The sequence below is a fragment of the Roseibium sp. MMSF_3544 genome (assembly GCF_030732845.1).
Classification (GTDB): Bacteria; Pseudomonadota; Alphaproteobacteria; order Rhizobiales; family Stappiaceae; genus Roseibium.
This window is the reverse complement of sequence record NZ_JASHKA010000008.1, coordinates 44,460-67,508: the sequence shown is the minus strand read 5'-3', so window position 1 is coordinate 67,508 and position 23,049 is coordinate 44,460. Positions and strand designations below refer to the sequence as shown.

Annotated in this window: 20 protein-coding genes; 5 read left to right on the top strand and 15 right to left on the bottom strand. The window is 58.3% G+C overall.

The features are described from left to right. Positions 1-237: 237 nt before the first annotated feature. Positions 238-954 (top strand): GntR family transcriptional regulator, encoded by a 717-nt coding sequence (locus RBB47_RS13285; protein ID WP_305986297.1) that lies wholly within the window; start codon positions 238-240, stop codon positions 952-954. Positions 955-992: 38 nt separating this feature from the next. Here the strand turns inward: RBB47_RS13285 and RBB47_RS13280 are convergent, their stop codons facing one another. The 5 genes from RBB47_RS13280 to RBB47_RS13260 form a co-directional block, all read right to left on the bottom strand. After that, complete coding sequence (locus tag RBB47_RS13280; protein ID WP_305986296.1) at positions 993-2,618, bottom strand: ABC transporter ATP-binding protein; 1,626 nt, start codon at positions 2,616-2,618, stop codon at positions 993-995. 10 nt (positions 2,619-2,628) lie between these two features. After that, positions 2,629-3,747 (bottom strand): ABC transporter permease subunit, encoded by a 1,119-nt coding sequence (locus RBB47_RS13275; RefSeq protein WP_305986475.1) that lies wholly within the window; start codon positions 3,745-3,747, stop codon positions 2,629-2,631. A 19-nt stretch (positions 3,748-3,766) separates the two neighbouring features. Then, positions 3,767-4,690, bottom strand: coding sequence for an oligopeptide ABC transporter permease OppB (gene oppB, locus RBB47_RS13270; RefSeq protein WP_305986295.1), 924 nt, complete (start codon positions 4,688-4,690; stop codon positions 3,767-3,769). A 94-nt stretch (positions 4,691-4,784) separates the two neighbouring features. Beyond that, on the bottom strand, positions 4,785-6,371 hold the full coding sequence (locus tag RBB47_RS13265; protein ID WP_305986294.1) for a peptide ABC transporter substrate-binding protein: 1,587 nt from the start codon (positions 6,369-6,371) through the stop codon (positions 4,785-4,787). Positions 6,372-6,593: 222 nt separating this feature from the next. Continuing rightward, positions 6,594-7,130: a BA14K family protein gene (locus RBB47_RS13260; protein WP_305986293.1), complete on the bottom strand. Its 537-nt coding sequence runs from the start codon at positions 7,128-7,130 to the stop codon at positions 6,594-6,596. A 205-nt stretch (positions 7,131-7,335) separates the two neighbouring features. On the opposite strand from RBB47_RS13260, the gene RBB47_RS13255 reads away from it, so the two are divergent. After that, a complete protein-coding gene (locus RBB47_RS13255; protein ID WP_305986292.1) occupies positions 7,336-9,141 on the top strand; it encodes an ATP-binding cassette domain-containing protein in 1,806 nt (601 codons plus the stop codon). Positions 9,142-9,340: 199 nt separating this feature from the next. Here the strand turns inward: RBB47_RS13255 and RBB47_RS13250 are convergent, their stop codons facing one another. The 4 genes from RBB47_RS13250 to RBB47_RS13235 form a co-directional block, all read right to left on the bottom strand. After that, positions 9,341-9,877, bottom strand: coding sequence for a GNAT family N-acetyltransferase (locus tag RBB47_RS13250; protein WP_305986291.1), 537 nt, complete (start codon positions 9,875-9,877; stop codon positions 9,341-9,343). Next, complete coding sequence (locus RBB47_RS13245) at positions 9,874-10,431, bottom strand: helix-turn-helix domain-containing protein (protein ID WP_305986290.1); 558 nt, start codon at positions 10,429-10,431, stop codon at positions 9,874-9,876. The genes RBB47_RS13250 and RBB47_RS13245 overlap by 4 nt, the downstream gene beginning before the upstream one ends. A 318-nt stretch (positions 10,432-10,749) precedes the next feature. Then, positions 10,750-12,012 (bottom strand): beta-ketoacyl-ACP synthase II, encoded by a 1,263-nt coding sequence (gene fabF / locus RBB47_RS13240; protein ID WP_305986289.1) that lies wholly within the window; start codon positions 12,010-12,012, stop codon positions 10,750-10,752. 98 nt (positions 12,013-12,110) lie between these two features. After that, positions 12,111-12,530 (bottom strand): MarR family winged helix-turn-helix transcriptional regulator, encoded by a 420-nt coding sequence (locus RBB47_RS13235; RefSeq protein WP_305986288.1) that lies wholly within the window; start codon positions 12,528-12,530, stop codon positions 12,111-12,113. A gap of 139 nt (positions 12,531-12,669) precedes the next feature. On the opposite strand from RBB47_RS13235, the gene RBB47_RS13230 reads away from it, so the two are divergent. The 3 genes from RBB47_RS13230 to RBB47_RS13220 all read left to right on the top strand — a co-directional run bounded on the left by RBB47_RS13230 (position 12,670) and on the right by RBB47_RS13220 (position 15,097). Next, positions 12,670-13,233, top strand: a complete 564-nt coding sequence (locus tag RBB47_RS13230) for an HdeD family acid-resistance protein (RefSeq protein ID WP_305986287.1) — start codon at positions 12,670-12,672, stop codon at positions 13,231-13,233. A 254-nt stretch (positions 13,234-13,487) separates the two neighbouring features. Then, positions 13,488-14,606, top strand: coding sequence for a TauD/TfdA family dioxygenase (locus tag RBB47_RS13225; RefSeq protein WP_305986286.1), 1,119 nt, complete (start codon positions 13,488-13,490; stop codon positions 14,604-14,606). Positions 14,607-14,818: 212 nt separating this feature from the next. Next, complete coding sequence (locus RBB47_RS13220) at positions 14,819-15,097, top strand: GIY-YIG nuclease family protein (RefSeq protein ID WP_305986285.1); 279 nt, start codon at positions 14,819-14,821, stop codon at positions 15,095-15,097. A 400-nt stretch (positions 15,098-15,497) separates the two neighbouring features. On the opposite strand, the gene RBB47_RS13215 is transcribed toward RBB47_RS13220, so the two are convergent. The 6 genes from RBB47_RS13215 to fabI form a co-directional block, all read right to left on the bottom strand. Beyond that, positions 15,498-16,196 carry a pseudouridine synthase gene (locus tag RBB47_RS13215; RefSeq protein WP_305986284.1) on the bottom strand — a complete coding sequence of 233 codons (699 nt, stop codon included), beginning with the start codon at positions 16,194-16,196 and terminating at the stop codon, positions 15,498-15,500. Next, entirely contained in the window at positions 16,197-17,240 is a 1,044-nt protein-coding gene (locus tag RBB47_RS13210) for a methyltransferase (RefSeq protein WP_305986283.1), read from the bottom strand. A gap of 60 nt (positions 17,241-17,300) precedes the next feature. Beyond that, complete coding sequence (locus RBB47_RS13205; RefSeq protein WP_305986282.1) at positions 17,301-17,879, bottom strand: GDYXXLXY domain-containing protein; 579 nt, start codon at positions 17,877-17,879, stop codon at positions 17,301-17,303. Then, positions 17,876-19,237 carry a DUF2157 domain-containing protein gene (locus tag RBB47_RS13200; protein ID WP_305986281.1) on the bottom strand — a complete coding sequence of 454 codons (1,362 nt, stop codon included), beginning with the start codon at positions 19,235-19,237 and terminating at the stop codon, positions 17,876-17,878. Before RBB47_RS13200 ends, RBB47_RS13205 begins: the two co-directional genes overlap by 4 nt. Before the next feature lie 171 nt (positions 19,238-19,408). After that, entirely contained in the window at positions 19,409-22,048 is a 2,640-nt protein-coding gene (locus tag RBB47_RS13195) for a DUF3141 domain-containing protein (protein WP_305986280.1), read from the bottom strand. A gap of 9 nt (positions 22,049-22,057) precedes the next feature. Beyond that, positions 22,058-22,822, bottom strand: a complete 765-nt coding sequence (gene fabI / locus RBB47_RS13190; RefSeq protein ID WP_305986279.1) for an enoyl-ACP reductase FabI — start codon at positions 22,820-22,822, stop codon at positions 22,058-22,060. Between the last annotated feature and the right edge of the window lie 227 nt (positions 22,823-23,049).

Here is a 23,049-nt window from a genome sequence, read left to right as displayed (position 1 = left end):
GGCAATGTGAAAAGTCCGTGTGAGACTGGTTTCAACCATTTCAATGACCAAGACGCGCGGACAAATCTCAAAAAATGATGGGCGGCTGCGGAAGACTGGTATGCCCCATCGGCCAGTTTCCTGCCATTGGTAGTGGACCTGGCGACACGAAGCACATCTGGGCCGGCTTTGTCCCGGCGATGACTTGCGAACGCGATGTGGCCGCACCGGTCCGGAGCCATTGGTGGGGGCAACGGCGTGAATATTCAAGTTGCTGCAGGCAAAGAGTCGCAAGCAAAAGAGATTTCGGGCGACAAGCGCACGCGGAAGTCCGAGTCCGTCTTTCTGGATCTCAAGCGGCAGATTTTCACCGGTGCGCTGACATCCGACAGCCCGATAACGGAACAATCCCTGGCGCAAGAGTACGCCTGTTCACAAAGTACAATTCGTGAAGCGCTCATGGCTCTTCAGGAATACGGTCTTGTCGTTCGCAGGGGTTACCAGGGCACGTTTGTAACGCAGACCAGCAATACTGAGGCCGTTATCCTGCTGCGCCTGCGTCTCAATATTGAAACGGCAGTCATTGAACAAGTGATCGACAAGATGTCTGCCTCCGTCATGGAAGAGCTGCGTTCGCTTGCAGAAGACTATGAAGTGGCGCGCTTGAGACGCGACAAATTGATGATATCGCAGTCTGATGTTGCCTTTCACATGGCATTGCTGCGTGTCGCCGACATGCCGATCCTGGAACCGGTGCTGATGCGCACCCTGCTGCATCTGCACTTGTTCATCGTCACAAGTCATCGCAACAACATGGTTTGGTCCACCCACATTGAAGCCTCACACGAGGCTCTTCTTGACGCGATCGAAAGCGGTGACAAGGCAGCGGCCAATCGGCTTGTGATTGAACATGCCACTGCAAACTCGATCGAGGTCAAAACGGAAATCCGTGAAGAGGTCTTTGCGAAGATCTGAGCAGCGCGCCCTGATCGATCGCCGAGAACTCACCAAAGTCAGGCAGTTTCCATCATCTGCTGTTGCGTCAGCATGGCAGCGCCGATCAGCTCCTTGGTGTAGTCGCACTTGGGCGCTTCAAAGATCGCGTCCGCGGTCCCGGCTTCCACAACCTTGCCGCTTTGCATGACCATGACCGTATCGGACAAGGCCCGGACGACTGCCAGATCGTGCGAGATAAACAGATAAGTGAGGTCGTAGGTCTTCTGCAAATCCCGCAACAGCTCAACGACCTGTTTCTGGATCGTGCGGTCTAGCGCCGATGTCGGTTCGTCAAGCACCACGAGTTCCGGTTTCAGGACCATGGTCCGTGCGATGGCGATGCGCTGACGCTGCCCGCCGGAGAATTCGTGCGGATAGCGATTGCGCATGACCGGGTCCAGAGACACTTCCTCCAGAGCCTGGCAGGCACGCGCGTCCCTGTCCTTTGCAGTCAATGACGGTTCATGAACCAACAAGCCTTCGGAGATGATCTGCCCGACTGTCATGCGCGGGCTCAAAGATCCGAAGGGATCCTGGAATATGAGCTGCATGTCCTTGCGCAGGGCGCGCATGGCTGCCTTGTCCATTCCGGAAATCTGCTGGCCCTGAAAGACAACTCGGCCTCCGGCAGGCAGCAGGTTCAAAATTGCGCGGCCGAGCGTCGACTTGCCCGAGCCGCTTTCGCCGACAATACCGAGCGTCTGTCCCCGCCGCAGGGAGAAGCTGATATCGTCAACCGCGCGCAGAATATGCTTGGGCTGAAGGAACCCGGAATCGAGTTCGAACTCCACTTCCACCTTCTGCGCTTCCAGAAGAACGGGCGTGGTGTCCGGAACCGGGGGTTTGTGCCCTGTCGGTTCAGCGTCCAGCAGCATTTTCGTGTAGGGATGCTCGGGCTGTGAGAAGATCTGACGGGTCTCGCCGCTCTCCACGACTTCCCCCATTTTCATGACGTAGACGCGATCGGAGATCCGGCGAACGATGCCGAGATCGTGGGTGATGAAGATTACCGCCATACCGAGACGCTTCTGCAGGTCACGAAGAAGATCGAGGATTTGCGCCTGTGTGGTCACGTCCAGCGCCGTGGTCGGTTCATCCGCGATCAGAACATCCGGATCGTTGGCAAGGGCCATGGCGATCATCACGCGCTGACGCTGCCCCCCTGACAATTCATAGGGATAGGCCTTGATCTTGCGCTCCGGCTCCGGAATGTTCACCAGCTTCAGGAGATCCAGCGCCTTGGCCTTGGCCGCCCTCCACGAGAGACCGCCATGGACGACCATCGGTTCGGCAAGCTGCCGTCCGATGGTGTAGAGCGGATCGAGCGACGTCATCGGCTCCTGGAAGATCATCGTGATCTTCTTGCCGCGCACGTTGTTCAACTGGCTAATCGGCAGCCCGAGGATGTTCCGCCCTTCGTAAATGACTTCGCCTTGCGTGCGCCCGTTTGACGCAAGAAGCCCCATCGCCGCCATCATGGTCTGGCTCTTGCCGGAGCCGCTCTCGCCCACGATGGCGACCGTCTCGCCGGCTTCTACGTGAACATCAACGCCGCGCACGGCATTGACGGTGCCGGTGGCGGTTTCGAAATCGACCTTCAGATCCTTGATGGAGAGGACGGTCTTGTTGTTTTCCGTTGTCATTGTCATCTCCTTACCTGTCCTTCGGATCCAGCGCATCGCGCAGTCCGTCGCCGATAAAGTTCAGCGCGAACAACGTCGATGTCAGGAAGATCGACGGGAAGATGAGCATCCAGGCAGCGCCCTGAAGGTTCCGTGCGCCTTCTGAAATCAGGACGCCCCAGCTTGTCATCGGTTCCTGGATGCCGAGCCCCAGGAAGGACAGGAAGCTCTCCAGCAGGATGACCTTGGGCACAAGCAGTGTCATGTAGACAACGACCGGGCCGAGCGTATTCGGGATGACATGACGTTTCAGGATGCCACCGTCGGCAACACCCATCGCCTCGGCGGCCTGAACGTATTCCTGACGTTTGATGGTCAGTGTCTGGCCACGCACGATACGGGCCATATCAAGCCATTCAACCGCCCCAACGGCAATGAACATCAAGATGAAGTTCCTGCCGAAAAACACCACAAGCATGATGACGAAGAAGATGAAGGGCAGCGAATAAAGAATGTCGACGACCCGCATCATCATCTGGTCGACCCGCCCACCGAGATAACCGGAGGTAGCCCCGTAGATCACGCCGATGGAGATCGCAACCACGGTGGCAAGAAGACCAATCGTCAGCGAAATCCGGCCGGCGATGAAAGTCCGGGTCATCATGTCCCGGCCGTTCGCGTCGGTGCCGAAGTAAAAGTGCATGAAGTTGATTTGCGCCCGGACGGTCGCGGACTTGTTGTCCGCGGCAAGGTCGACGATCTCGGTATCCTTGAAGAGGTTGCTCCGGTCAAAGTACCGGGACGCTCTGGGATCGATCTCCCGGCTTGACGTCACGTTTGCAACCACCGTGTCGCCGTCACGTTCGTAGCTGTCCACCGTCATGCGGGCGCGCTTGGCGACCGACATGAATGCCGGTTCGACCTGCTCAGGCTTCGGATAGGCCTGCAGGCTGGCCGGTACCTTGACGTAGTCGCGGTAGACCGTGTCGAACTGGTGCGGCGACAGCATCGGTCCGAAAATCGATACGAGTGCAATTGTCACGAGGACGAACATGGAGGCGACGGCGGCCCGGTTGGCGAGCAGTCGGTCGCGGGCGTCGTCCCATAAGGAGCGTCCTTTTGCCGGAACGTCGTTGCTTGTTGCGGTCATTGTCATGGTCTGTCCCTCCTCAATCGTAGCGCACACGCGGATCAAGCAGCGCGTAAAGCAGATCCACGACGAGGTTGAACAGGATGACGAAACAGGCGACGACAACGACGGTGCCCATGACAAGCGTGTAGTCGCGGTTGAGCGCGCCTTGAACGAAATAGCGGCCGATACCGGGGATGCCGAAGATGGTCTCGATCACGACCGACCCGGTCAGCAGCGCCGCCGCCGCAGGCCCGAGATAGGAAACGACCGGCAGGATCGCACCTCTTAATGCATGGACGACAACGACCATGTAACCGGTCAGCCCGTAAGCCCGTGCCGTGCGCACATGATTGGAGCGAAGCGCTTCGATCATCGAGCCACGCGTCAGACGCGCGACAACGGCGACCTGCGGCAGTGCAAGCGTCACAACCGGCAGGATAATGTTGACGAAGGCCCCTCCGTTCCAGCCCCCCACAGGCAGCCAGCCCAGCCAGACTCCCAGGATCAGGGTCAGGATCGGTGCGACGACGAAATTCGGTATGGTCACGCCGAGTGTCGCAGCAGCCATCACCGTGTAATCGGTCGCCTGGTTCTGCCTGAGGGCCGCGATGACGCCAAGGGTGCCGCCAACCACGAGCGCCAGGCACAGCGCCGTCAGACCAAGTTGAATGGAAATGGGCAAACTTGCCGCAAAGAGCTCATTGATCGTGAAGTCCCGGAAATAAAAACTCGGTCCGAAATCAAGCTGCACGATGCTCTTCAGATAGAGCAGGTACTGGTTCCAGAGCGGCTCGTCGAGATGGTAGATCTTGTTCAGATTCTCCATCACCTTGGCTTCGAGGGGACGTTCCAAATCGAACGGACCGCCAGGCGCGATCCGGATCAGGAAAAACGAGATTGTCACGATCAGAAAGAGGGTCGGGATTGCACTGAGCAATCGACCGAGCACATAGCGGTGCATAGGTTCTGCCCCTGTTGTTGTTGTGCCGGCGGTCTTTTTTAGTGCCGCCTTGCAAAAACCGGCAGGGAGGTCCCTGCCGGTTCTGGTTCTTGGGTTATTCGGAAATGCTCATGAAACGGGTCGGATGGACATTGAGCAGGTTATTCTCAAAGCCGGAGACCTTGTCGGACACCATGTTCATCGAGCCGTAGTACATCAGCGGAATGAACGGCAGGTCACGCATGAACATTTCTTCGGCCTGCTTCAGGATTTCCGAGCGCTTTTCCAGATCGACCGTGGCGGCAGCTTCGTCCATCAACGCGTCGTATTCCGGATTTTCGTAGCGCGCATAGTTGAAGCCGGTGTTGTCGCTTTCAACCATAAACAGGAAGTTCTGCGGGTCGGAGTAATCGCCAATCCAGCCGGCACGTGCAACGTCGAAGTCCTGGCGGTCGCGAAGCATCGCGTAGTGAGTCTTCGTGTCGGTGTTCAGCATGGACACTTCAACACCAAGCGGCTTCCACATGTCGGCGATCGCGACAGCAGTGTTCTTGTGGTTCTCGGAGGTGTTGTAGTTGATGGTCAGCTTGACCGGATTGTCCGGACCGAAGCCAGCCTTTTCCAGAAGCTCAATCGCCTTTTCCTCGCGATCAATCTGGGACATGTCCATGTAGTCGGCAAAGGCAGGTTCGCCGTAGTTGCCAATACCCGGCGGGACGAAAGAGTATCCGGCCACCATGGTGCCGCCCCAGATTTCGTCAGCAAGGAACTCACGGTCGATCGCCATGGAAAGAGCCTGGCGGACGTCCGGATTGCTCAGCGTCTCGTCTTCGTGGTTCAGGGCATAATAGTAGGTGCCGAGATATGGTGCGACACGGAACTGATCGCCCAGGCTCTCCTTCATGAAGGCGACCTGCTCGGTCGGAGCATCATTGTTGGTGTGAAGCTCACCAGCCTGGAACCGGCGAAGCGCAGCGCCGCGATCTTCGGTCGGATAGTAGAAGACAGTGTCGATCTGGACATTGTCCGCGTCATGGAAATTCGGGTTCTTGACGGCCTTGACGTGTGCGTTCGGAATGAACTCAGCAAGCGTGTAAGCGCCGTTGGTGACAATGTTCTCCGGCTTCACGAAATCCGTGCCGTGCGCTTCGACAGATGCCGGATGGACAGGCAGTCCGGTCTGGTGCGTCAGCTGCTCAATGAAGTAGGGGGTCGGAGATTCAAGCGTGATTTCCAGCGTTTGGTCATCCAGCGCCTTTACACCGATTTCTTCCGGTGCCAGCTCGCCCTTGTTGACCTTCTCCGCGTTCTTGATCGGATAAAGGATGTTGGCGTATTTCGCGCCGGTTTCCGGTGTCATGATGCGGCGCAGGGAATAAACGAAATCACCGGCAACGACCGGGTCACCATTGGACCACTTGGCATCGTCGCGCAGGTTGAAGGTGTAGACCATGCCGTCTTCGGCAACGTTCCAGTCCTTGGCGACACCCGGGATCACCTTGCCGTCCGCACTGTAGGCGACAAGACCTTCATAGAGATCGCGCAGGATATGCGCTTCGTAAGTCGTCGACGTCTTGTGCTGGTCCAGTGTCTCCGGATCGGCGGTGTTACCCCGGTGGTAGACCACCTCGGCAAATGCGGTCAGTGAAGTAGCAGCCATCAAAGCAGCCGCAAGCGCTGTCACACGCATGGACTTGAACATATCGCTCTCCCCTCATGGGTTTTTGTTGAAGCTATTGAAACGATAGTAGACAAGATTCCACGCTCTTTACGAGCAATCAAGCATCTCCCAACGGCATATTCCAAGCGACGCCGCAAAAAGGCGATGTTTTTGCGGCTACCGCCAGAAAAAAGGAAGGATATTTCCCCGGATCGCTATTTCGTCAAATAATCCGATTGCCGGGCACGAAACAAAATTTCAATCCTATCGGCAAAAACGATACTTTCCGCTGTAGGCGAGATATGTGCCGGTGTTGGGATTAAAGGATTTGAACTTGCGCGAGCAATAAGCAACCCATTGCGGCGTAAACGGTGGCAGCCCGGTCTTGGTATATGGCACACGCTGGGGTCCACGGGCGTAGGCGCGCGGCGCCACGTAACGTCGCGGAGCTACATAACGCCGTGGAGCTACATAGCGCCGAGGCGCGACATAGACGCGCGAGCGGTAAGGATAAGCCCGGCGGTCATAAGGGTGATAATAATATGGAGCGCCATACGGACGATATGGGGGCCCATAGAAGCCACGCCCGCCGTAATAGAAACCGCCGCGATATCCGCGCGTACCGAACGCAAAACCGATACCGCTGCCGCCGAAATAGAAACTGTCGGCTTCCGCAGTGTCCGAAGTTGCCAGGCTCGTCAGGCCTGTCCCGGCCACACACAGGGCAAGCGCAAGACCGCAGGATCTCACAATCCTGAGGATTTTCCCGGCTTTGACGGGACCCTTGATCAGATCAAACATCTTTAGTCTCCTGCCGGCTTTTCAGCCGGCGATTTGATGATCGGCCCCTGACCACAGGAAGATCATAGCGCAAATCCGGAGAAAAATCCGGCTGAAAACGATCAAAAATCTGCGCACCCTTTTTCCAGCGCCGCTTTGACGCTTGCGCGGGTGCTACGGGACCAGTAAACCGGGCGCCGTTCTTTCGACCACCAGACAGGTTGCCATGGCCCCGCCCCTGCTGACTCTTCGCGACGTCCATCTGACCTTCGGCGGCACGCCGCTCCTGACGGGTGCCGAGCTGTCCGTTTCAGAAGGCGAGCGTCTGTGTCTTGTCGGCCGCAACGGTTCGGGCAAGTCCACTCTTTTGAAGATTGCCGCCGGACAGATCGAAATGGACAGTGGTGAAAGGTTCTTCCAGCCCGGCCGCACTGTGCGCTACCTGCCGCAGGATCCGGATCTTTCGGCCTACGCATCGACACTCGATTATGTCAACGAAGGTTTGACCGAAGGCGATGACCCCTATCGCGGTGCCTATCTTCTCGAAGTCCTCGGCCTGACCGGCAAGGAAGACCCGAACGCGCTTTCCGGTGGTGAGGCCCGGCGCGCGGCTCTTGCTCGTACGCTGGCACCGGAACCGGACATTCTGCTTCTGGATGAGCCGACAAACCACCTGGATCTTCCGGCCATCGAATGGCTGGAAGAAGAATTGAAGAGCCTGAAATCCGCGCTCGTGCTGATATCGCATGACCGCCGGTTTCTGGAAAATCTCTCCCGGGCCACGATCTGGATCGATCGCGGCGTCTCACGGCGTTTGGAGAAAGGCTTTGCGCATTTTGAAGCCTGGCGCGATGAAGTCTTCGAGCAGGAAGAAATCGACCAGCAGAAGCTCGCGCAGAAGATCAAGCGCGAAGAGCACTGGATGACCTATGGCGTCACGGCCCGGCGAAAGCGCAACATGCGTCGGGTGCGCGAACTTGCTGACCTGAGGAAGCAAAAACGGGAGCACAGGGGGCCGCAAGGCACTGCCAAGCTCAGTGCGGCGGATGCAGAGGTTTCGGGTAAACTTGTGATCGAAGCCAAGGCCATTTCCAAGGCCTATGACCCCCGCTCCATCGTCAAGGATTTCTCGACCCGCATTCAGCGTGGAGACCGGGTCGGCTTTGTCGGCCCGAACGGCGCCGGCAAGACGACGCTTTTGAAAATGCTCACCGGCGAGCTGACACCGGATTCTGGCAGCACGCGGCTCGGCACCAACCTGGAAATGGTCACGCTTGACCAGAAACGTGAGAACCTCGATCTCAACGACACGCTATCATCCGCATTGACCGGAGGGCGCGGCGACACGGTTGTCATCGGCGATGAGACCAAGCATGTCATGTCCTACATGAAGGACTTCCTGTTCACCCCGGAGCAGGCCAGGACCCCGGTTGACGCGTTGTCCGGCGGCGAGCGTGCGCGGGCCATGCTCGCCAGAGCGCTTGCAAACAAATCCAACCTGATGGTGCTCGACGAACCGACCAACGATCTTGACCTCGAGACACTTGATCTGCTGCAGGAACTGCTTGCCGACTATTCCGGGACTGCTCTCATCGTTTCACATGACCGAGATTTTCTGGACCGGGTCGCGACCTCGGTGATCGTTTCGGAAGGCGACGGCCTTTGGCGCGAATATGCCGGTGGCTACACCGACATGCTGGCCCAGCGCGGCGAAGGCGTGACCGCGCGCAAGACAGAAAAAGCAGCGCCGGCAAAGAAGGAAAAGCAGAGTCAATCAAATGGTTCAGCGGAAAGCCCTAAAGCGAAATCGAAGCTGAGCTTCACCCAGCAGCATCTTCTGAAAACCCTGCCCGACACGATCGAGCAACTTGAAGCAAAGCTTGAGACCCTACAGTCCGAAATGAACGACCCGGAGCTCTACACGAAGAACCCGGACAGGTTTCAAAAGCTCTCGCAACAGATCACCAAGCTGACAGCGGAAAAGGATGCGGCCGAAGAACAATGGCTGGAGCTGGAGTTGCTGAACGAGTGATCACGGGCCAACACCTGCGCACGACCTGACTGCAAGACTGTCCTCAATACAATGACCCTCATCCTGAGGAAACGTGCAGCGCTGTCTCGAGGGATGGCCGCTTGCGAGCGCGTGTGCTGCTTATCCTTCGAGACGGACCTGACGGTCCTCCTCAGGATGAGGTTCAGAATGTCGAGGACTCACAGTCGGCAAGAAACCCTTACCGAAGGTCCTTGAAAAACACGGTCGTTGCATCGAGGGAGCCGTGGCTGCGATAGGCGTAGTCGGGTATGACGCCGACCTTGCTATAACCACAAGTGGGATAGAGCTGTTCGGCGCGGTCGCCAGTGACCGTGTCGAGGACAAGCAGCCACCGGTTCAGCGACAGGGCGAGACCATCTATCGCTGCCATCAGCTTGCGGGCATGCCCTTTGCGCCGGTGATCCGGGTGCACCATCAGCTTGGCGACATCCGCCCTGTGGCGGCCATTGTCCTGAGGGGCGAGCGCCAACATGACAACACCGGCGATCGCCTCTCCTTCCCGCACTGCCATCAGATAGGTTTGTCCCGCCTCCAAAGCGGGAACCTGCGCGCTCCAGAAAGCGGCGGCCCTTTCCCGGGGCAGCGGCAGAACGAAACCGATGCCGGCGCCGTCTTCAACGCAGGCTCTCAACAAGCTGCCAAGTGCAGGCACAGACGAACGGACTTCGGCCGGCGTCAGGACAAAAACCGGCGGTTCCGGGCAAAACTCGGTCATGGCGTGATCACTGTCAACAAATAGCGTGCCGGGTTAGGTCCCGGCGCGTGGTAGGCGTTGGCGCTGTTCAGCCGGAAGCGCAGACAGTCTCCGGCTGAAAGCTCGTGGCGGTCCTCACCGATCGTCATCACCAGGTTCCCTTCCAGAAGCACCAGATGGTGCTCAAGATCCGGTAGTGGCGGCACGGAATAGGAAATCGTTGCCCCCGCAGGCAGCTCAGCTTCGATGACGGATCCGCGAAAACCGCCGCTCGCCGGCGACACGCTGCGGCGGCGAAATCCTGTCGCTGGGTCCTCCCAGACGGGCTGATCGGTATGTGCGATTTTTGCATCGAGGACGGGCGCGCCAAAACCGAAAAGATCGGCCATGGAGATTTCAAACGCCCGGGCAAGCTGACCGAGCACAACTGCCGTCGGACTGGTGTCTCCCCGCTCGATCCGTGACAAGGACGCGCGGCTTACTCCCGATCTTTCCGCAAGTGTTTCCAACGGCCATTCCCGTGCCTTGCGCAATCCCGCAATCCGCCGGCCGATGTCTTGTACGCTGTCAGTCATAAAAATTCCCATTAATGAGATTTCTCTCATATATGGGAACTCAAACTGTTTCAAGTCTGGAAGGCCGCCCCCCCAAAGAATGTGCTGTCCCGGACCTGATCCGGGACCTGAATGTCGCTGGATTGAGGCCCCGGCTCAAGGCCGGGGCAGCGCTGCGTTTGCCGCGAACCCACGATCGGGATCCCGTACACTGGCTAAGCTGTGAACCGGGATTAAGGAGGCACAACGCCGGTTGTTTCGAGCCCGAAAACCGCCGCTCATGTCTCCCCAATCCCGGCTCGCGCTGCGCTTGGCCGGGATGACGATGCTAGGGATGCCTCAAATCCTCGAAAATACCGCGCTGGCATTCACGCCGCCGAAACCGAAGCCGTTGGTCAGGACGTTGTCTACCTGACGGTCGATTGCCTTCCCGGGGATCATTTCGAACCGCGTCATGGCCTCGTCCGGAGCTTCGAGATTGCGCGAGGGTGGCAACTGGCCGCTCGTCAGCGCTTTCACACAGGCAACGGCCTCGACGGCTCCAGCCGCGCCAAGCAGATGCCCGAACATGGATTTGGACGAAGAGACCGCCAGGTCCTTGCCCCTTCCCTCAAAGAGCGTCGTGAGCGCGGCGATCTCGGCGGCATCTCCAACCGGCGTCGATGTCGAGTGCGCATTGACATAGCCGATGTCGCCCGGGGTCAGACCGGCAGATGCGAGAGCAAGACGCATGGCCCGCAGTCCGCCCTCGCCATCCGGCGACGATGCGGTGACGTGGAAGGCATCGGCCGTGGTGCCGTAACCTTTCAGTTCCACAAGAATGTTGGCGCCTCGCGCCTTGGCATGCTCCAGTTCTTCCAGAACCAGTATCCCGGAACCCTCGCCCATGATGAAACCATCCCGATCCTGATCAAAGGGGCGGGACGCATGGGACGGGTCGTCGTTGCGCTTCGATGACATCGCCTTTGCAGCGCAGAAACCGGCATAGGACACCTTGTCGATGCAAGCTTCGGTTCCGCCGGCCACCATGACATCTGCTTCGCCGGCGCGGATCAGCCGGGCGGCGTCGCCAAGGGCCTGGAGGCTGGCCGCGCAGGCGGTAACAGGTGCACCGATGGGACCTTTCAGGCCATAACGGATCGACACCTGCCCAGCGGCAAGATTGGCAAGGAAAGACGGAACGAGGAACGGAGACGCCCGGCGCGGCCCCTTTTCATCGACCAGCCGGGTTCCGGCGGTCATGGCCGGGAATCCGCCGACACCGGTCGCAATGATCGTGCCGGTGCGCTCTTTTTCGGTGTCCGATTTCGGTTCCCAGCCTGAGTTCGCCATGGCTTCCTGCGCCGCTCCCATGGCGAAGTGAATGAACCGGTCGGAACGTCTCTGTTCGCGGGGCTCGAGAACCGCGTCGACATCGAAACCGAATTCGTCCTCTGCCTTTGTGGGAACTTCGCCTGCGATCTGGCAAGCAAGATCGCCAGCGTCGAAATGACTGATCCTGCGAATACCGTTCTCACCAGCCGTCACCCGGCTCCAGAAAGCCTCCAGTCCGGTTCCGACCGGAGACACAATCCCCATTCCCGTTACCACCACCCGACGCATTTTTACCTCGCTATGCTCATGTCCTGTCGCGCCCTGTCACGTGTTTCTCGTTCAAGCGCTTTTCAAGGCTCTTCAGAAAGTGATTCAAAGAGCCCGTTTCAAAGTTGCGAAAGTCTCTGCAACGCATTGATTGTTTTTAAAAACTCTTCCCTGCCCAGGAGTGTCTCCACGTCCTTTTGCGCCTTGCGCCATAGTGGAAGCGCTTCCTGCAGCAATGCTTCACCCCTGTCCGTGACGCTGTAACACTTGGCCTTACCGTCCTTGGCGAGGGCGGAAACGACCAGTCCGTCCCGCTCCAGCAGCGCGACGTTCCGGACCAGGGTCGTTCGTTCCATGGACAACCTGTCTGCCAGCTCTGCTGTGGTTCGCTCCCGCATTTGCCTGATGGCCACAAGCACCGAAAACTGTCCGGAGGTCATGCCAACCTGACGGGCGAGCCGATTGTAATAGCGGCTGACCGCCCGTGCCGCCTTGCGGGAGTTGTCCAGGACGCAGAGCGAGAAGTCATCTTCTTCCATGCCCCTTTGTGTGCATATACACACTAAATGTCAAGATTTGGACCGAACAGGCGCTAACCCAACGTAATGTCATCAATATTTTGCGTTTCGCTGCGAAGCGGTTACGGTGCCAGAGCAACCGGAACGTGAGGAGGTCCAAATGGCAGATGCGGTTCAGGCTGTGGAAGACATGAAAGCGAAGATCAAGGAGAACTGGGGCTGGTTCCTGGCGCTCGGGATCGCGCTGGTGATTGGCGGGATCATTCTAATCGCTGCACCGCTCGCAACGTCCATTGCCGTCACAATTTTGATTGCTGTCGTTCTTTTCGTCGGCGGCCTCGTGCAGATCTACAATGCGTTCAAGACGCAGGGCACCTCGAGCTTTCTTTGGAACCTGATCACCGGCGTCATCGCCGTGATCGGCGGCATCGTGATTTACCTCAACCCGCTTGCCGGCACATTTGCCCTGACACTGGTCATCGCCGCCATCTTCGTGGCGCAAGGCATCAGCCAGATTTTGCTGGCTTTCAAGCTGAAACCGCATGAAGGTTGGGTTTGGGTGCTGGTGGCTGGTATCGTTTCACTTGCCGCCGGTGCGATGATCTGGCTGGATCTGCCGAGTTCGGCTGCCTGGGCCCTTGGGCTGATCGCCGGTATCTCGGTTCTGGTCAACGGCTGGAGCTATATCGCGATCGCTCTTGCAGCGCGTGCGTCGACGGATTGACATAAAAGCGAAAGTCCAATGACTTAAACGTGTTTACGCCCGGCAAATAGCTGTTGCTGGGCGTTTTTATTGATGTCATTTTCCGCAAGACTGTTCATGTGAAGGCTTTCTGGATGCTCATCCTTCTCGGGCGCAATCCCGGCAATCCGCATAACAAAGCCTACTGGTGGTGGCCGCCTCCCGCCTGCCGTTGTTGAGTCGCGTCCCCACGGACGCCTTGATTGACCAATTTCCAGATATCAACGGACATCAACATGACAACTGCAACCTTGCGCGGCAGCGACCGCGTGCTCCATGTCGTCTGGCAGGACGGTAAAAGTGCGGACTTTCCATTTCTCTGGCTTCGAGACAACTGCCCGACAGGATTTCATCCTGAAACCAAGGAACGCCAGTTCGATCTGACCGGCATTCCCCTTGATCTTGCAATCAGCGATGTATCAGTCGATGACGGCGCGATTGTCCTGACATGGGACGGGGAGACCCATGTCAGCCGCTACGATCCGGCGTGGCTCTACGACCACCGCCCAGGCATCGGCCTCATAGACCCGGCCCGGGTCGAGCCGATCCACTGGCGCGGCGATTTTTCGCCGGCCCGGCTGCCGCGCGCGACAGCGGGTGACCTGATGGCAAGCGAGGCTGCGCTGCTTGAGTTTCTCATCGACGCCAAGAAAACGGGCCTTGCGATCGTCGACGGCATGGCGGACGACAAGAATGCCGGCATTGAAATGGCGCGCCGTATCGGTTTCTTGCGGGAGACCAATTTCGGCACGACCTTTGAGGTGATGTCGAAGCCGAACCCGAACAATCTCGCTTATACGTCCGACGCGTTACCGCTGCATACGGACCTGGCGAACCAGGAACTTCCACCCGGCTTCCAGTTTCTGCATTGTCTTGCCAACGAGGCAGCAGGCGGCGGCTCAACCTTTTGCGACGGTTTTGCGATTGCAGCCGACCTGCAGAGCGAGGACCCGGAAGCCTTCCGGCTGCTTTCCGAAACGCCCGTTCCGTTCCGTTTTCACGACGAAGATTACGACATCCGCCGGCATCATATGGTCATCGATCTGGATCCGTTCGGAAACCTGCAGGAACTGCATTTCAACGCGCATCTGGCGGGCATCTTCGACTTGCCCGCTGACAAGATGGAGCCTTACTACCGGGCTTATCGCAAGATCATGGAGATGACCCGTTCGGACACCTATGTGATGACCACCCGACTTCTCGGCGGTGAGATGGTCATTTTCGATAATCGCCGTGTTTTGCATGGCCGCGCGGCGTTCGACCCCAACACCGGCTTCCGCCACTTGCGCGGTTGCTATGTCGACCGCGGCGAATTCGACAGCCGCATCCGCGTCCTGAGCAGAACGAAGGGCTGAACAAGATATACACGCTGTCACCCCGGGTGACCAAAGGAAGACCCGGGGCCTACTCGTTCGCAGAACGAAATGGAATGGGCAGGGTGTTATCACCTGCCAATCTCTCGCTTCTACACGCTGCACCGCGAGTGGGCCCCGGATCTGCGCGTTGCTTGTCCGGGGTGACACTGAAAAACCAGCAAGTTACCTTCACTTCAACTCTGGAGTGCAGCTTGCCTTACTTCGTCTACATTCTTGCCAGCCGGATGAACGGGACACTCTATGTCGGCGTGACGAATGATCTGGCCAGGCGGGTCCACGAGCACAAGTCCGGCATTACGAGCAACTTCACCCACAAAAATGGTGTCGAAAGACTGGTTTTTGCGGAGAGTTTCGAAAACGTAGAAGAAGCAATCGCAATGGAAAAACGCCTGAAAAAGTGGCGCCGCGCGTGGAAAATACAACTGATCGAAAAGAGCAATCCCGACTGGCAGGACCTGCTTCTTCCATAGTGACTCTCTGGGAATGAGAGAGCTGCAGCCCAACGCTTCGCACGGCTGGGATTGTTACTTCAGAAAACTGCCAAACTGTATTTGTCACCCCGGGCGACCAAAGGAAGACCCGGGGCCTACTCGTTCGCAGAGCGAAATGGAATGGGCAGGACCTTATCATCTGCCAATCTCTCACTTCTACATAATGCACCGCGAGTGGGCCCCGGATCTGCGCTTTGCTCGTCCAGGGTGACACTTTAGCTTCAACAGTCACGCCTCTCATGCATTGACAGCAGCTGCCACCCCAGAAGGCATCAGCGAGATGCGAAGCCCATCCCGATGTGTCCTGCGCCCGCAATTAAACGGTCGCAGAAAAACCGACGCTTGACATGTTGCGATAAAGGCAGAGAGGTCCACCCGTTTATCGGAATACCCGCGCCTTGTCGTCGTCCGACAAGACCTTCCACGTCCCCTCTTCCAGGCCCTCAAGCCCGAGATCTCCAACGCGGACGCGCTTGAGTGCGGTGACGTGGTTGCCGGTGGCGGCGAACATGCGGCGAACCTGATGATAGCGGCCTTCGTGGAGCGTCAGAAGTGCACTGTTTTCATTGATGACTTCGAGTTCCGCCGGTTTCAGAGGCTTCACCTCGCCTTCCAGCATCATCTCGCCGGATGCGAAGAGAGACGCCTCATCTCCCCCCAGGGGCCGATCCAGCATCGCCTCGTAAACCTTCGGCACATTCGATTTTGGCGAAATGACCTTGTGCAGAAAGGTTCCGTCGTCCGTAAAGAGCAAAAGGCCTGATGTTTCCTTGTCGAGGCGTCCGATGGTGGAAAGTGGCGGTTTACGAACCCGGAACCGGTCGGGAAGAAGGTCATAGACGAGACGCCCCTGATCCTTTGCCGAACATGTGTAGCCAAGAGGCTTGTTCATGAGCAGAACCACGCCGTGAGCCGGATCAAGGGGCTCATCATCGAAGAGGATGTCTTCATGGGCGGTTTTGCTGTCGGCCTTCAGGCGGTTGCCGCCCGTGTCGGTGACCCATCCATTGCGGATCGCCATCTGCATTTCCTTGCGGCTGCCATAGCCGAGGTTGGCAAGAAGTTTGACCAGCCGCATTCAGCGTGTCCCCCTGCCCTTGACCGCCTTGATCACCTTGTAACCTCCCTCATCCGCGAGTTGCGTGACTTCGGCGAAGACTGCTGAGAGCGTCTGTTCATAAGGCAGGTGCCGGTTGGCCACCATGTAAAGCACGCCACCCGGACGCAGACCGGATGCTGCGGCTTTGATGAAACCCTGACCGACATCGGCGCGATCCGCCCTCCCCGCCTGATGGAACGGCGGATTGGAGACAACAAAGTCATATGGACCCTCGACGCCTTTTGTGACGTCACTCCAGATCCCGTGCATGACGCGTTTGCCCTTGAAGTCGGCCAGGTTTTGTTCTGCAAGGTCAAGGGCGCGTTTCTCGGCTTCGTAAAGATCCATGGCTAAGACCTGCGGTGCCTTTTCAAAGACCACGCGCGTAAGATAGCCAAACCCCGACCCGAGATCGGCACCCTTTCCCTTCAGGGTTTCCGGCAAGAGTCCGGCCAATAGCCTGGAGGCCGGATCAATGCGGTCCCAAGCGAAAAGGCCTGGCCGACTTACGTAGTCGCCGTTCAGAACCGACCTCGGCGCATCAAGTTCCAGCCAATCTTCAAGCAGCTTCCCGTCTATCCTCGCCGCCTCAACGGTCTCCCAAACCACCCGGCATTTGTTCTTGGTGAGCTTTTCTGCTCCGCCCAGCAGATCGGAGAGGTCCCTTTCCAGCGTCTTGGCGCCTTCCGTATTCGGTGCGCAGGCAAGAACGATCCCACCTTCCCGTGCCTTGGAGACGGCTTCGGCAAGCTGCGCTCTTGCCTCTTGCCGTTGGCGTCCGGGAAGAACAAGGACAGCGTCGAAATTCGTGTCTTCCGTTTCTGCAACCACTGTCAGACCGGACGCCTTCAAGGCGTCTCTGTCCGGCGCGAAACTTTGTGCGCAGACGAGATCAATGTCCGACAATGCCTTTAAGGCTCGTCCGGTGCGGGCACGCAGGAACAGGACCTTGGCATCTGCGGCGAGTTCGATCTCACCCGTTTCCAGGGGCAGCATCAATGTATCAAGCGCGGGATCGGCCATCGCGAGTCGTGAGTTCCAGTCTTCAAGTCGCTGCGCTCATAGCGCTCTCAGCGCCATCCGTCAAAAGGTCCCGTCGGATTTGAAAGCCTTGCCGTCCACCAGAAGCCTCAAAGGCAGGGATCGGCCATCTTCAGCAATTGCGACGTCAAGCAGAACCCGGCTTGTGTCGAGCCGTTCGATCTCGCGTCCCTCTCCTTCAGGCAGAAAGAATGCGTCGATACCGTAGTCGATCCAGAGCGTCTCGTCGGATGCCGAGGTGATTGTACCCATAATGGCAAGATCGCCCGCAGGCTCGCGCTGACCGGAAACAAGGACCGGCTGAGCCGGACCATCCCCGCTCGCAGACAGACCGACGTAAACCTGCTCACCGGCGCTGACACTGTCTGCGCCCGGAACGTCTCTTGAAATGCGTCCAATCGCAAGGTTGATGATAACGTAGTCGCCGCGCAACAGGTCCCGCGGGTCGACCGGTACAAGTTCAAGCGAAACCACGGTTCCGCTCGTTTGAACTTGCAGGCGGTCCACAAGCGGGATCGAAAGGAGTGCAAGCTGGATCAGCGCAAGAACGCCCCACTTCAGATAGGTGAAACGTGCCCCGGCTTTCGGGGCGGCTCCGGCAACCGTCGACGCAATGCTCATTGAACGGCCTCCCCCTGTTCAGACGCCGAAGCGGGGGGCTTGGTTCCCTTCCTGAAAAGCCTGGCCAGCCACAGGGCCACACCAAGCAACATGACGCCTGCCACCAGGAAAAAGACGGACTGCCCAAGAAGCGACCCGATCGTTACCTGAAGCAGCCATAGCGCGACGGCCGTCAGCCCGAGATAGGCGCACAACATCCAGAACCGGTTGTTGAACCAAGTAGCGAGCGCACAAAGACCTACCAGCGCGCTCATGGACGCTGCCGCAAGGACAAGGCTGTTGAGCGTTGCGACCGGCGTCAGGACGGCTAGAAGCGCAAGGCCGATTGCCGCAAACAAAGCCTGTGCTTTTGGCGTCTTGAAGGAAAGCAGAAAGCCGGCAATTAGCAAAGCCGCTGCGAGCAGAAGCGGCAGCAAGGCCGGAAGCTGCAGGATGCCGCCAACGGTAACAGGGTCTGAAACCTCCGGAACCGCAATAAGGGCTGCAACGACGAGCACGCACAAAACCAGAAAGCCCGCATCTTGAAGGGATCTTCCCATCAGCCAGTGACCATGGCTGCGTACCGGCAGGTCGCTCGACCATTTGACGAAAAGATCCGCGACCGGATTCAGCAAGACCATGACCGTTGCAAGCCCGCCGGCACCTGCAAGCGCCATCGCAAGAAAGAAATCATCATCCGCCGATAGGATTTCAGCAGTTTCGCCAAACCACCTGCCGTATGTGACCCATAGCAGGCTGATCGCCAGCCAGCGCGACAGACGTGAGGGGTAAACGAGCGGATGACAGAAGACGGCTGCGAGCATCGGCAGACCGATCAGGCTCTGGACCAGACTGGCTTCGCCCAGCTCGGAGCGCGTGAACTGCCAGACAATCGCTGCAACACCGGCAACCACAAGAGATGCTTTAGAACCCGTCATCCATGCTGCGGCAAGACCGCCCAGGCAGACAAGAAAGGCGCCGCCGGCCCAGTCCGAAGGCAAATGGAAGATCTGACCCACAAGCGCCATGCCGCCGACGAAGACAAGCGTTGCAAATCCCGTTAACAGATCCGCGATTGCCTTGCGCCCGCGGGCTGCAGCGCGGGCTGCAGCGCCGTGACTGGCGACCAGCAGAAACGCAATTCCGATCAGCTTGGCAGTCTTCGGAATTGCCGCCCAATTGGCGGCGATGAAGGCAAACAGCGCGAGCGCGACGCACACCATTCCGATCCCGGCGAGTGCCATCGGCAGCCTGGAGCGCCCGTCTTCCTGTTCCTGCTCGCGCAGGATGGATGCAGCTCCGGCCGAACTCACCCACCCCTTGGCAACCCAGGCTTCCAGATCGTCTTTCAGTCGTTTTTTGTAAGCCCAGTCGAACATTCAGCCTTGCCTAAAACTCCGGTTCGAGTCCTACCCCATGGGCAAGGTATTTCCTAGGATCAGATTGCGGCTTTGCGGAAAAGCAGAGCCAGACACCGGATCAGATCCGAACTCAAACATCAGATCCGGGCGGCTCAAAGAGCGTCCGGAAGGACCGGACGCTCCTGTTGTTTATTCAGCTGGCTCTTCGGATTTTTTCGACGATGCACGCGGCTTGCGGCGCGGCGCCGGTTTCGCCTCTGGTGCCTTGCGCGCCGTTGGTTTGCGCGTTGCCGGTTTCTTTGCGGCAGGTTTGCGAGGGGACGCCTTTTGCGGTGCCTTGGCAGTCGATGCGGCCACTTCAGCCGGCTTTGCCGTCTCGTTCCTGGGCTTTTCCGGAGGAGCGCTGTTCGCCGCCTTTGCGGTATTGCCTGCGTCTGCGAGAGGATCTTCCTTGATGTCTTCAGACACCGGAGGCAGATCGAGCACCTGGTGGAGCATCTGGAGCGTTTCCAGCGTGTGCGGGGTCATCTCTTCGATTGAACCAGGGATATACCGGACAACCTTGGACGCCAGTTCGCGGTCCGCTTTCGTCTTCAGCAGTTTCGGCAATGTGGCAAGCGCCTGCTCGGGGGCGAACTCCACGATCAGGGTCTGCTCCTGCAGCATGAAGCTCCGCTCATCCGGCGTCAGCGACTTGAACGGCTCGTCCTGGGTCAGCACACGTGCGGACCGTTCCAGCCGATCGCGGCGGACGTTTCCGCGGCTTTCGGCGAGAAGAATGAGCATGCGGACCACGGCCTCGCAGAAACCGCCCTCTTCAATATGCATCAGGGCAGCCTGCACGGGTGGCAGGCTGCGCAATTCATCGGTCCGCTTGAGCGTCCGGCCCGGCTGATGTGAGCGGCCGAACCAACGCATGTAAGGCGACCCCCAGATCGTGAAGAAGAGGTTCTCGTACATGGTGTCCCGCAGATCCCGGAACAGATCCATGGACTGCTCGATCATCGCGGCGTTCACGCGTTCCAGTTCCACGAAAGGATTGTCGGCAGCAACAGGCTTGCGTTCGTTCTTGACCTTGTCCGCCCAGCCCGGAAGCATGCTCAAGAACGGGTTCATACTGGAGAAAAACTCATGTTGAAGCCGCAGCGGATGTGTCTTGCGGCGAAGCTCCGAGCTCTGCTCGGTAACACCCGCCTGCACAAACGGGCGCACGCAGACGTCGTAGAATTCGGCCTGCTGCTCGGACGCGCGGGCGACAGCAGCAAACGGAATTTCGTCATCCCGGCCATCATCAAGTGCCTTCAGGTCCTCCACCTTGCGCTCGTGGAAACTGACCGTGAACTGTCGGTCGAGAAGGTCGCCCTCATAATCATCGATCATCATCTCATAAAGACCCGGAGGCAGTGCCTCGATGGTCTTCAAGGTCGACGTGACTTGGGTATGTTCCTTCTTGGCGATCTTGGAGGAGACGAAAATGCCCAGATGACCGACCTGATCGTGAACCATGTAAACGATCCGCTGGCCACGGATGGCGATTTCGCGCTCGTCCGTGTAGGTGTCGATGATCCAGTTCAGGGCCTGTTGCGGCGGTGTAATGTTGTCGCCGAAGCTGGCAAAAACAATGATCGGCGCGCGGATCTCCTTGATGTCGACATTCCGGCCCGGTTCAAGCTGGGCTTCGTTCTTGGAAAGACGATTGCCGACAAAAAGCTGCTCGACGATCCACTTCATCTCCGCCTCATTGAGCAGGAAGTACCCGCCCCACCAGCGTTCAAATTCAAGGAAACGGTCGGGTTCGGTGTCGACCTTGGCGTAAAGGTCGTAGTACTTGCCGAAGTAGTTTCTCGCAGGGTTGAGCAGCTCGAAGTTCTGAACAATATCCGCGCCGTCGAAAATACCGTGACCCAGGTCGGAGTAGAACATTGCGTTGTAAGTGCCGCCCAGAATGCCGCCATTGTAGCGCATCGGGTTTTCGCCGACGCGCCCGGCCCAGGTCGACACCGGTGCGCCGTTCAGAATGATCGGACCGGTCAGATCAGGGTTTGATGCCGCGAGCAGAAGGGTTGCCCAACCGCCCTGGCAATTGCCGGTAACGACCGGATTGGGCGCTTCAGGGTGCAGTTCCTTCACTTTGCGGACGAAGGCTGCTTCGGCATGCGTGACGTCGGCAAGCGTCTGGCCTTTTTCCGGCATGCGCTTGAACGCGACGAAATAGACCGGGTGCCCGTCGCGAAGCGCGACACCGACCTGGCTGTCCGGCTTGAAGCCGCCGATACCGGCACCGTGTCCAGCGCGCGGGTCAATGATGATATAGGGGCGCTTCCAGGACTTCGGCTCGCGATGCACGCCGTCCTTCGGCGGCTTGATCTTCAAGAGCATGTAGCAACATGGCCGCGGCAGATCGGCCCCATCAATGACCACATCGTAATCATAGATCAAAACAGGCGGGCATCCGGCTTCTTCGTGTTCGATGAAATTGTCTCCGCGCTGGCGCAGCGTGTCCATGGTCAGGACCATGCGCTGCGCGGCGTCCTGCCAATAACTTTCATAGGCACCGTAAAGCGAGCCATCGTGCTGCGCCCGGCCCAGATCTTCGAAGGCCTTGCCATAGGCGGCAAGGCTCTCCTGCCAGCGGTTCTTGTGAACTTCGGTGATGTTGGTCAGGTGTTTGCTAAGGCCCCGGCCCATCAGTTCAGCCATATTGGAAATTTCGGTCGCCTGGGCCTGAAGTGCGGTAAAGCGCTCTGAGGGCGACCATGCCGTGGCATCATTCAACGAATGCAGGAACTCGTTGTTGCCCTTTTCAAGAGCGTCAAAAATGTCCTTCATCAGGACCTCCTATCCAACAATGCTGTAGCCACCGTCTATGAAGTGAATTCCGCCAGTGACATTAAAGGCTTCCCGGCTTGCCAGGAAGGCCGCGTAGGCTCCGACATCGTCGATCGTGGCGAGCTGGTGCATGGGCGCGCGCTCAGCGGCATCATTCAAAAGGGCATCGAATTCCGCGATCCCGGATGCTGCCCGGGTTTTCAGAGGCCCCGGCGAAAGTGCGTGAACCGAAATACCATTTTTGCCCAATTCGGCGGCGGCGTAGCGCGTTGCAGCTTCAAGCGCCGCCTTGACAGGTCCCATGACCCCATAGTTCTCGACGACCTTCTGTGCACCCATGAAAGAAACCGACATGCAGGTGCCGCCGTGCGGCATGAGCGGTTCGGCCCTTCGGATGAGACGCAAAAACGAATGCACGGAAATATCCATGGCAAGACCGAAGCCATCGGCAGAACAATCAATCACCCGCCCGTGCAGATCCTCTTTCCTGGAAAAGGCAATGGAGTGCAGGAGCGTGTCAAGCTTGCCCCATCGTTCGGTAATTTGAGCAAAGAGCGCTTCCTGCTGAGCTTCGTCACGGACATCGAGCGGCGCGATGATTTCCGCCCCAAGGCTTTCCGCGAGCGGGCGAACAAAAGGCTCTGCCTTGTCATTGAGATAGGTGATCGCAAGATCAGCCCCTTGATCCCTGAATGCCTTGGCACATCCGTATGCGATGGACTGGTCATTGGCGACGCCCACCACAAGGGCCTTGTAACCCGTCAAATCGAACATGAGCTGTCAGCTCCTTGGCGTTGAAACAGACTGGAACCGGTCAATAAGCCCGGACGAAACCTCCCGCCGTTTCAGACGCAGCCTGAAACTTCTTTGCAGTGCAACATCATCCTTGTGACGAGAAAATGACTTTTTGGCAAATAGGTGGTTGTGCGGATGTGGAAAGCACCGGCACAAAAAAGGCGCCCCGACAAGATTGGGGCGCCTTCCGTTAGATTTGCGAAACA

Coding starts and splice junctions, on each gene's coding strand:
- RBB47_RS13195 (WP_305986280.1), bottom strand. CDS start 22,048: ATGAAGGACATTTTTGACGCTCTTGAAAAGGGCAACAACGAGTTCCTG.
- RBB47_RS13280 (WP_305986296.1), bottom strand. CDS start 2,618: ATGACAACGGAAAACAACAAGACCGTCCTCTCCATCAAGGATCTGAAG.
- RBB47_RS13250 (WP_305986291.1), bottom strand. CDS start 9,877: ATGACCGAGTTTTGCCCGGAACCGCCGGTTTTTGTCCTGACGCCGGCC.
- oppB (WP_305986295.1), bottom strand. CDS start 4,690: ATGCACCGCTATGTGCTCGGTCGATTGCTCAGTGCAATCCCGACCCTC.
- RBB47_RS13235 (WP_305986288.1), bottom strand. CDS start 12,530: ATGGAAGAAGATGACTTCTCGCTCTGCGTCCTGGACAACTCCCGCAAG.
- fabI (WP_305986279.1), bottom strand. CDS start 22,822: ATGTTCGATTTGACGGGTTACAAGGCCCTTGTGGTGGGCGTCGCCAAT.
- RBB47_RS13225 (WP_305986286.1), top strand. CDS start 13,488: ATGACAACTGCAACCTTGCGCGGCAGCGACCGCGTGCTCCATGTCGTC.
- RBB47_RS13245 (WP_305986290.1), bottom strand. CDS start 10,431: ATGACTGACAGCGTACAAGACATCGGCCGGCGGATTGCGGGATTGCGC.
- RBB47_RS13275 (WP_305986475.1), bottom strand. CDS start 3,747: ATGACCGCAACAAGCAACGACGTTCCGGCAAAAGGACGCTCCTTATGG.
- RBB47_RS13200 (WP_305986281.1), bottom strand. CDS start 19,237: ATGTTCGACTGGGCTTACAAAAAACGACTGAAAGACGATCTGGAAGCC.
- RBB47_RS13265 (WP_305986294.1), bottom strand. CDS start 6,371: ATGTTCAAGTCCATGCGTGTGACAGCGCTTGCGGCTGCTTTGATGGCT.
- RBB47_RS13205 (WP_305986282.1), bottom strand. CDS start 17,879: ATGAGCATTGCGTCGACGGTTGCCGGAGCCGCCCCGAAAGCCGGGGCA.
- RBB47_RS13230 (WP_305986287.1), top strand. CDS start 12,670: ATGGCAGATGCGGTTCAGGCTGTGGAAGACATGAAAGCGAAGATCAAG.
- fabF (WP_305986289.1), bottom strand. CDS start 12,012: ATGCGTCGGGTGGTGGTAACGGGAATGGGGATTGTGTCTCCGGTCGGA.
- RBB47_RS13255 (WP_305986292.1), top strand. CDS start 7,336: ATGGCCCCGCCCCTGCTGACTCTTCGCGACGTCCATCTGACCTTCGGC.
- RBB47_RS13215 (WP_305986284.1), bottom strand. CDS start 16,196: ATGCGGCTGGTCAAACTTCTTGCCAACCTCGGCTATGGCAGCCGCAAG.
- RBB47_RS13260 (WP_305986293.1), bottom strand. CDS start 7,130: ATGTTTGATCTGATCAAGGGTCCCGTCAAAGCCGGGAAAATCCTCAGG.
- RBB47_RS13210 (WP_305986283.1), bottom strand. CDS start 17,240: ATGGCCGATCCCGCGCTTGATACATTGATGCTGCCCCTGGAAACGGGT.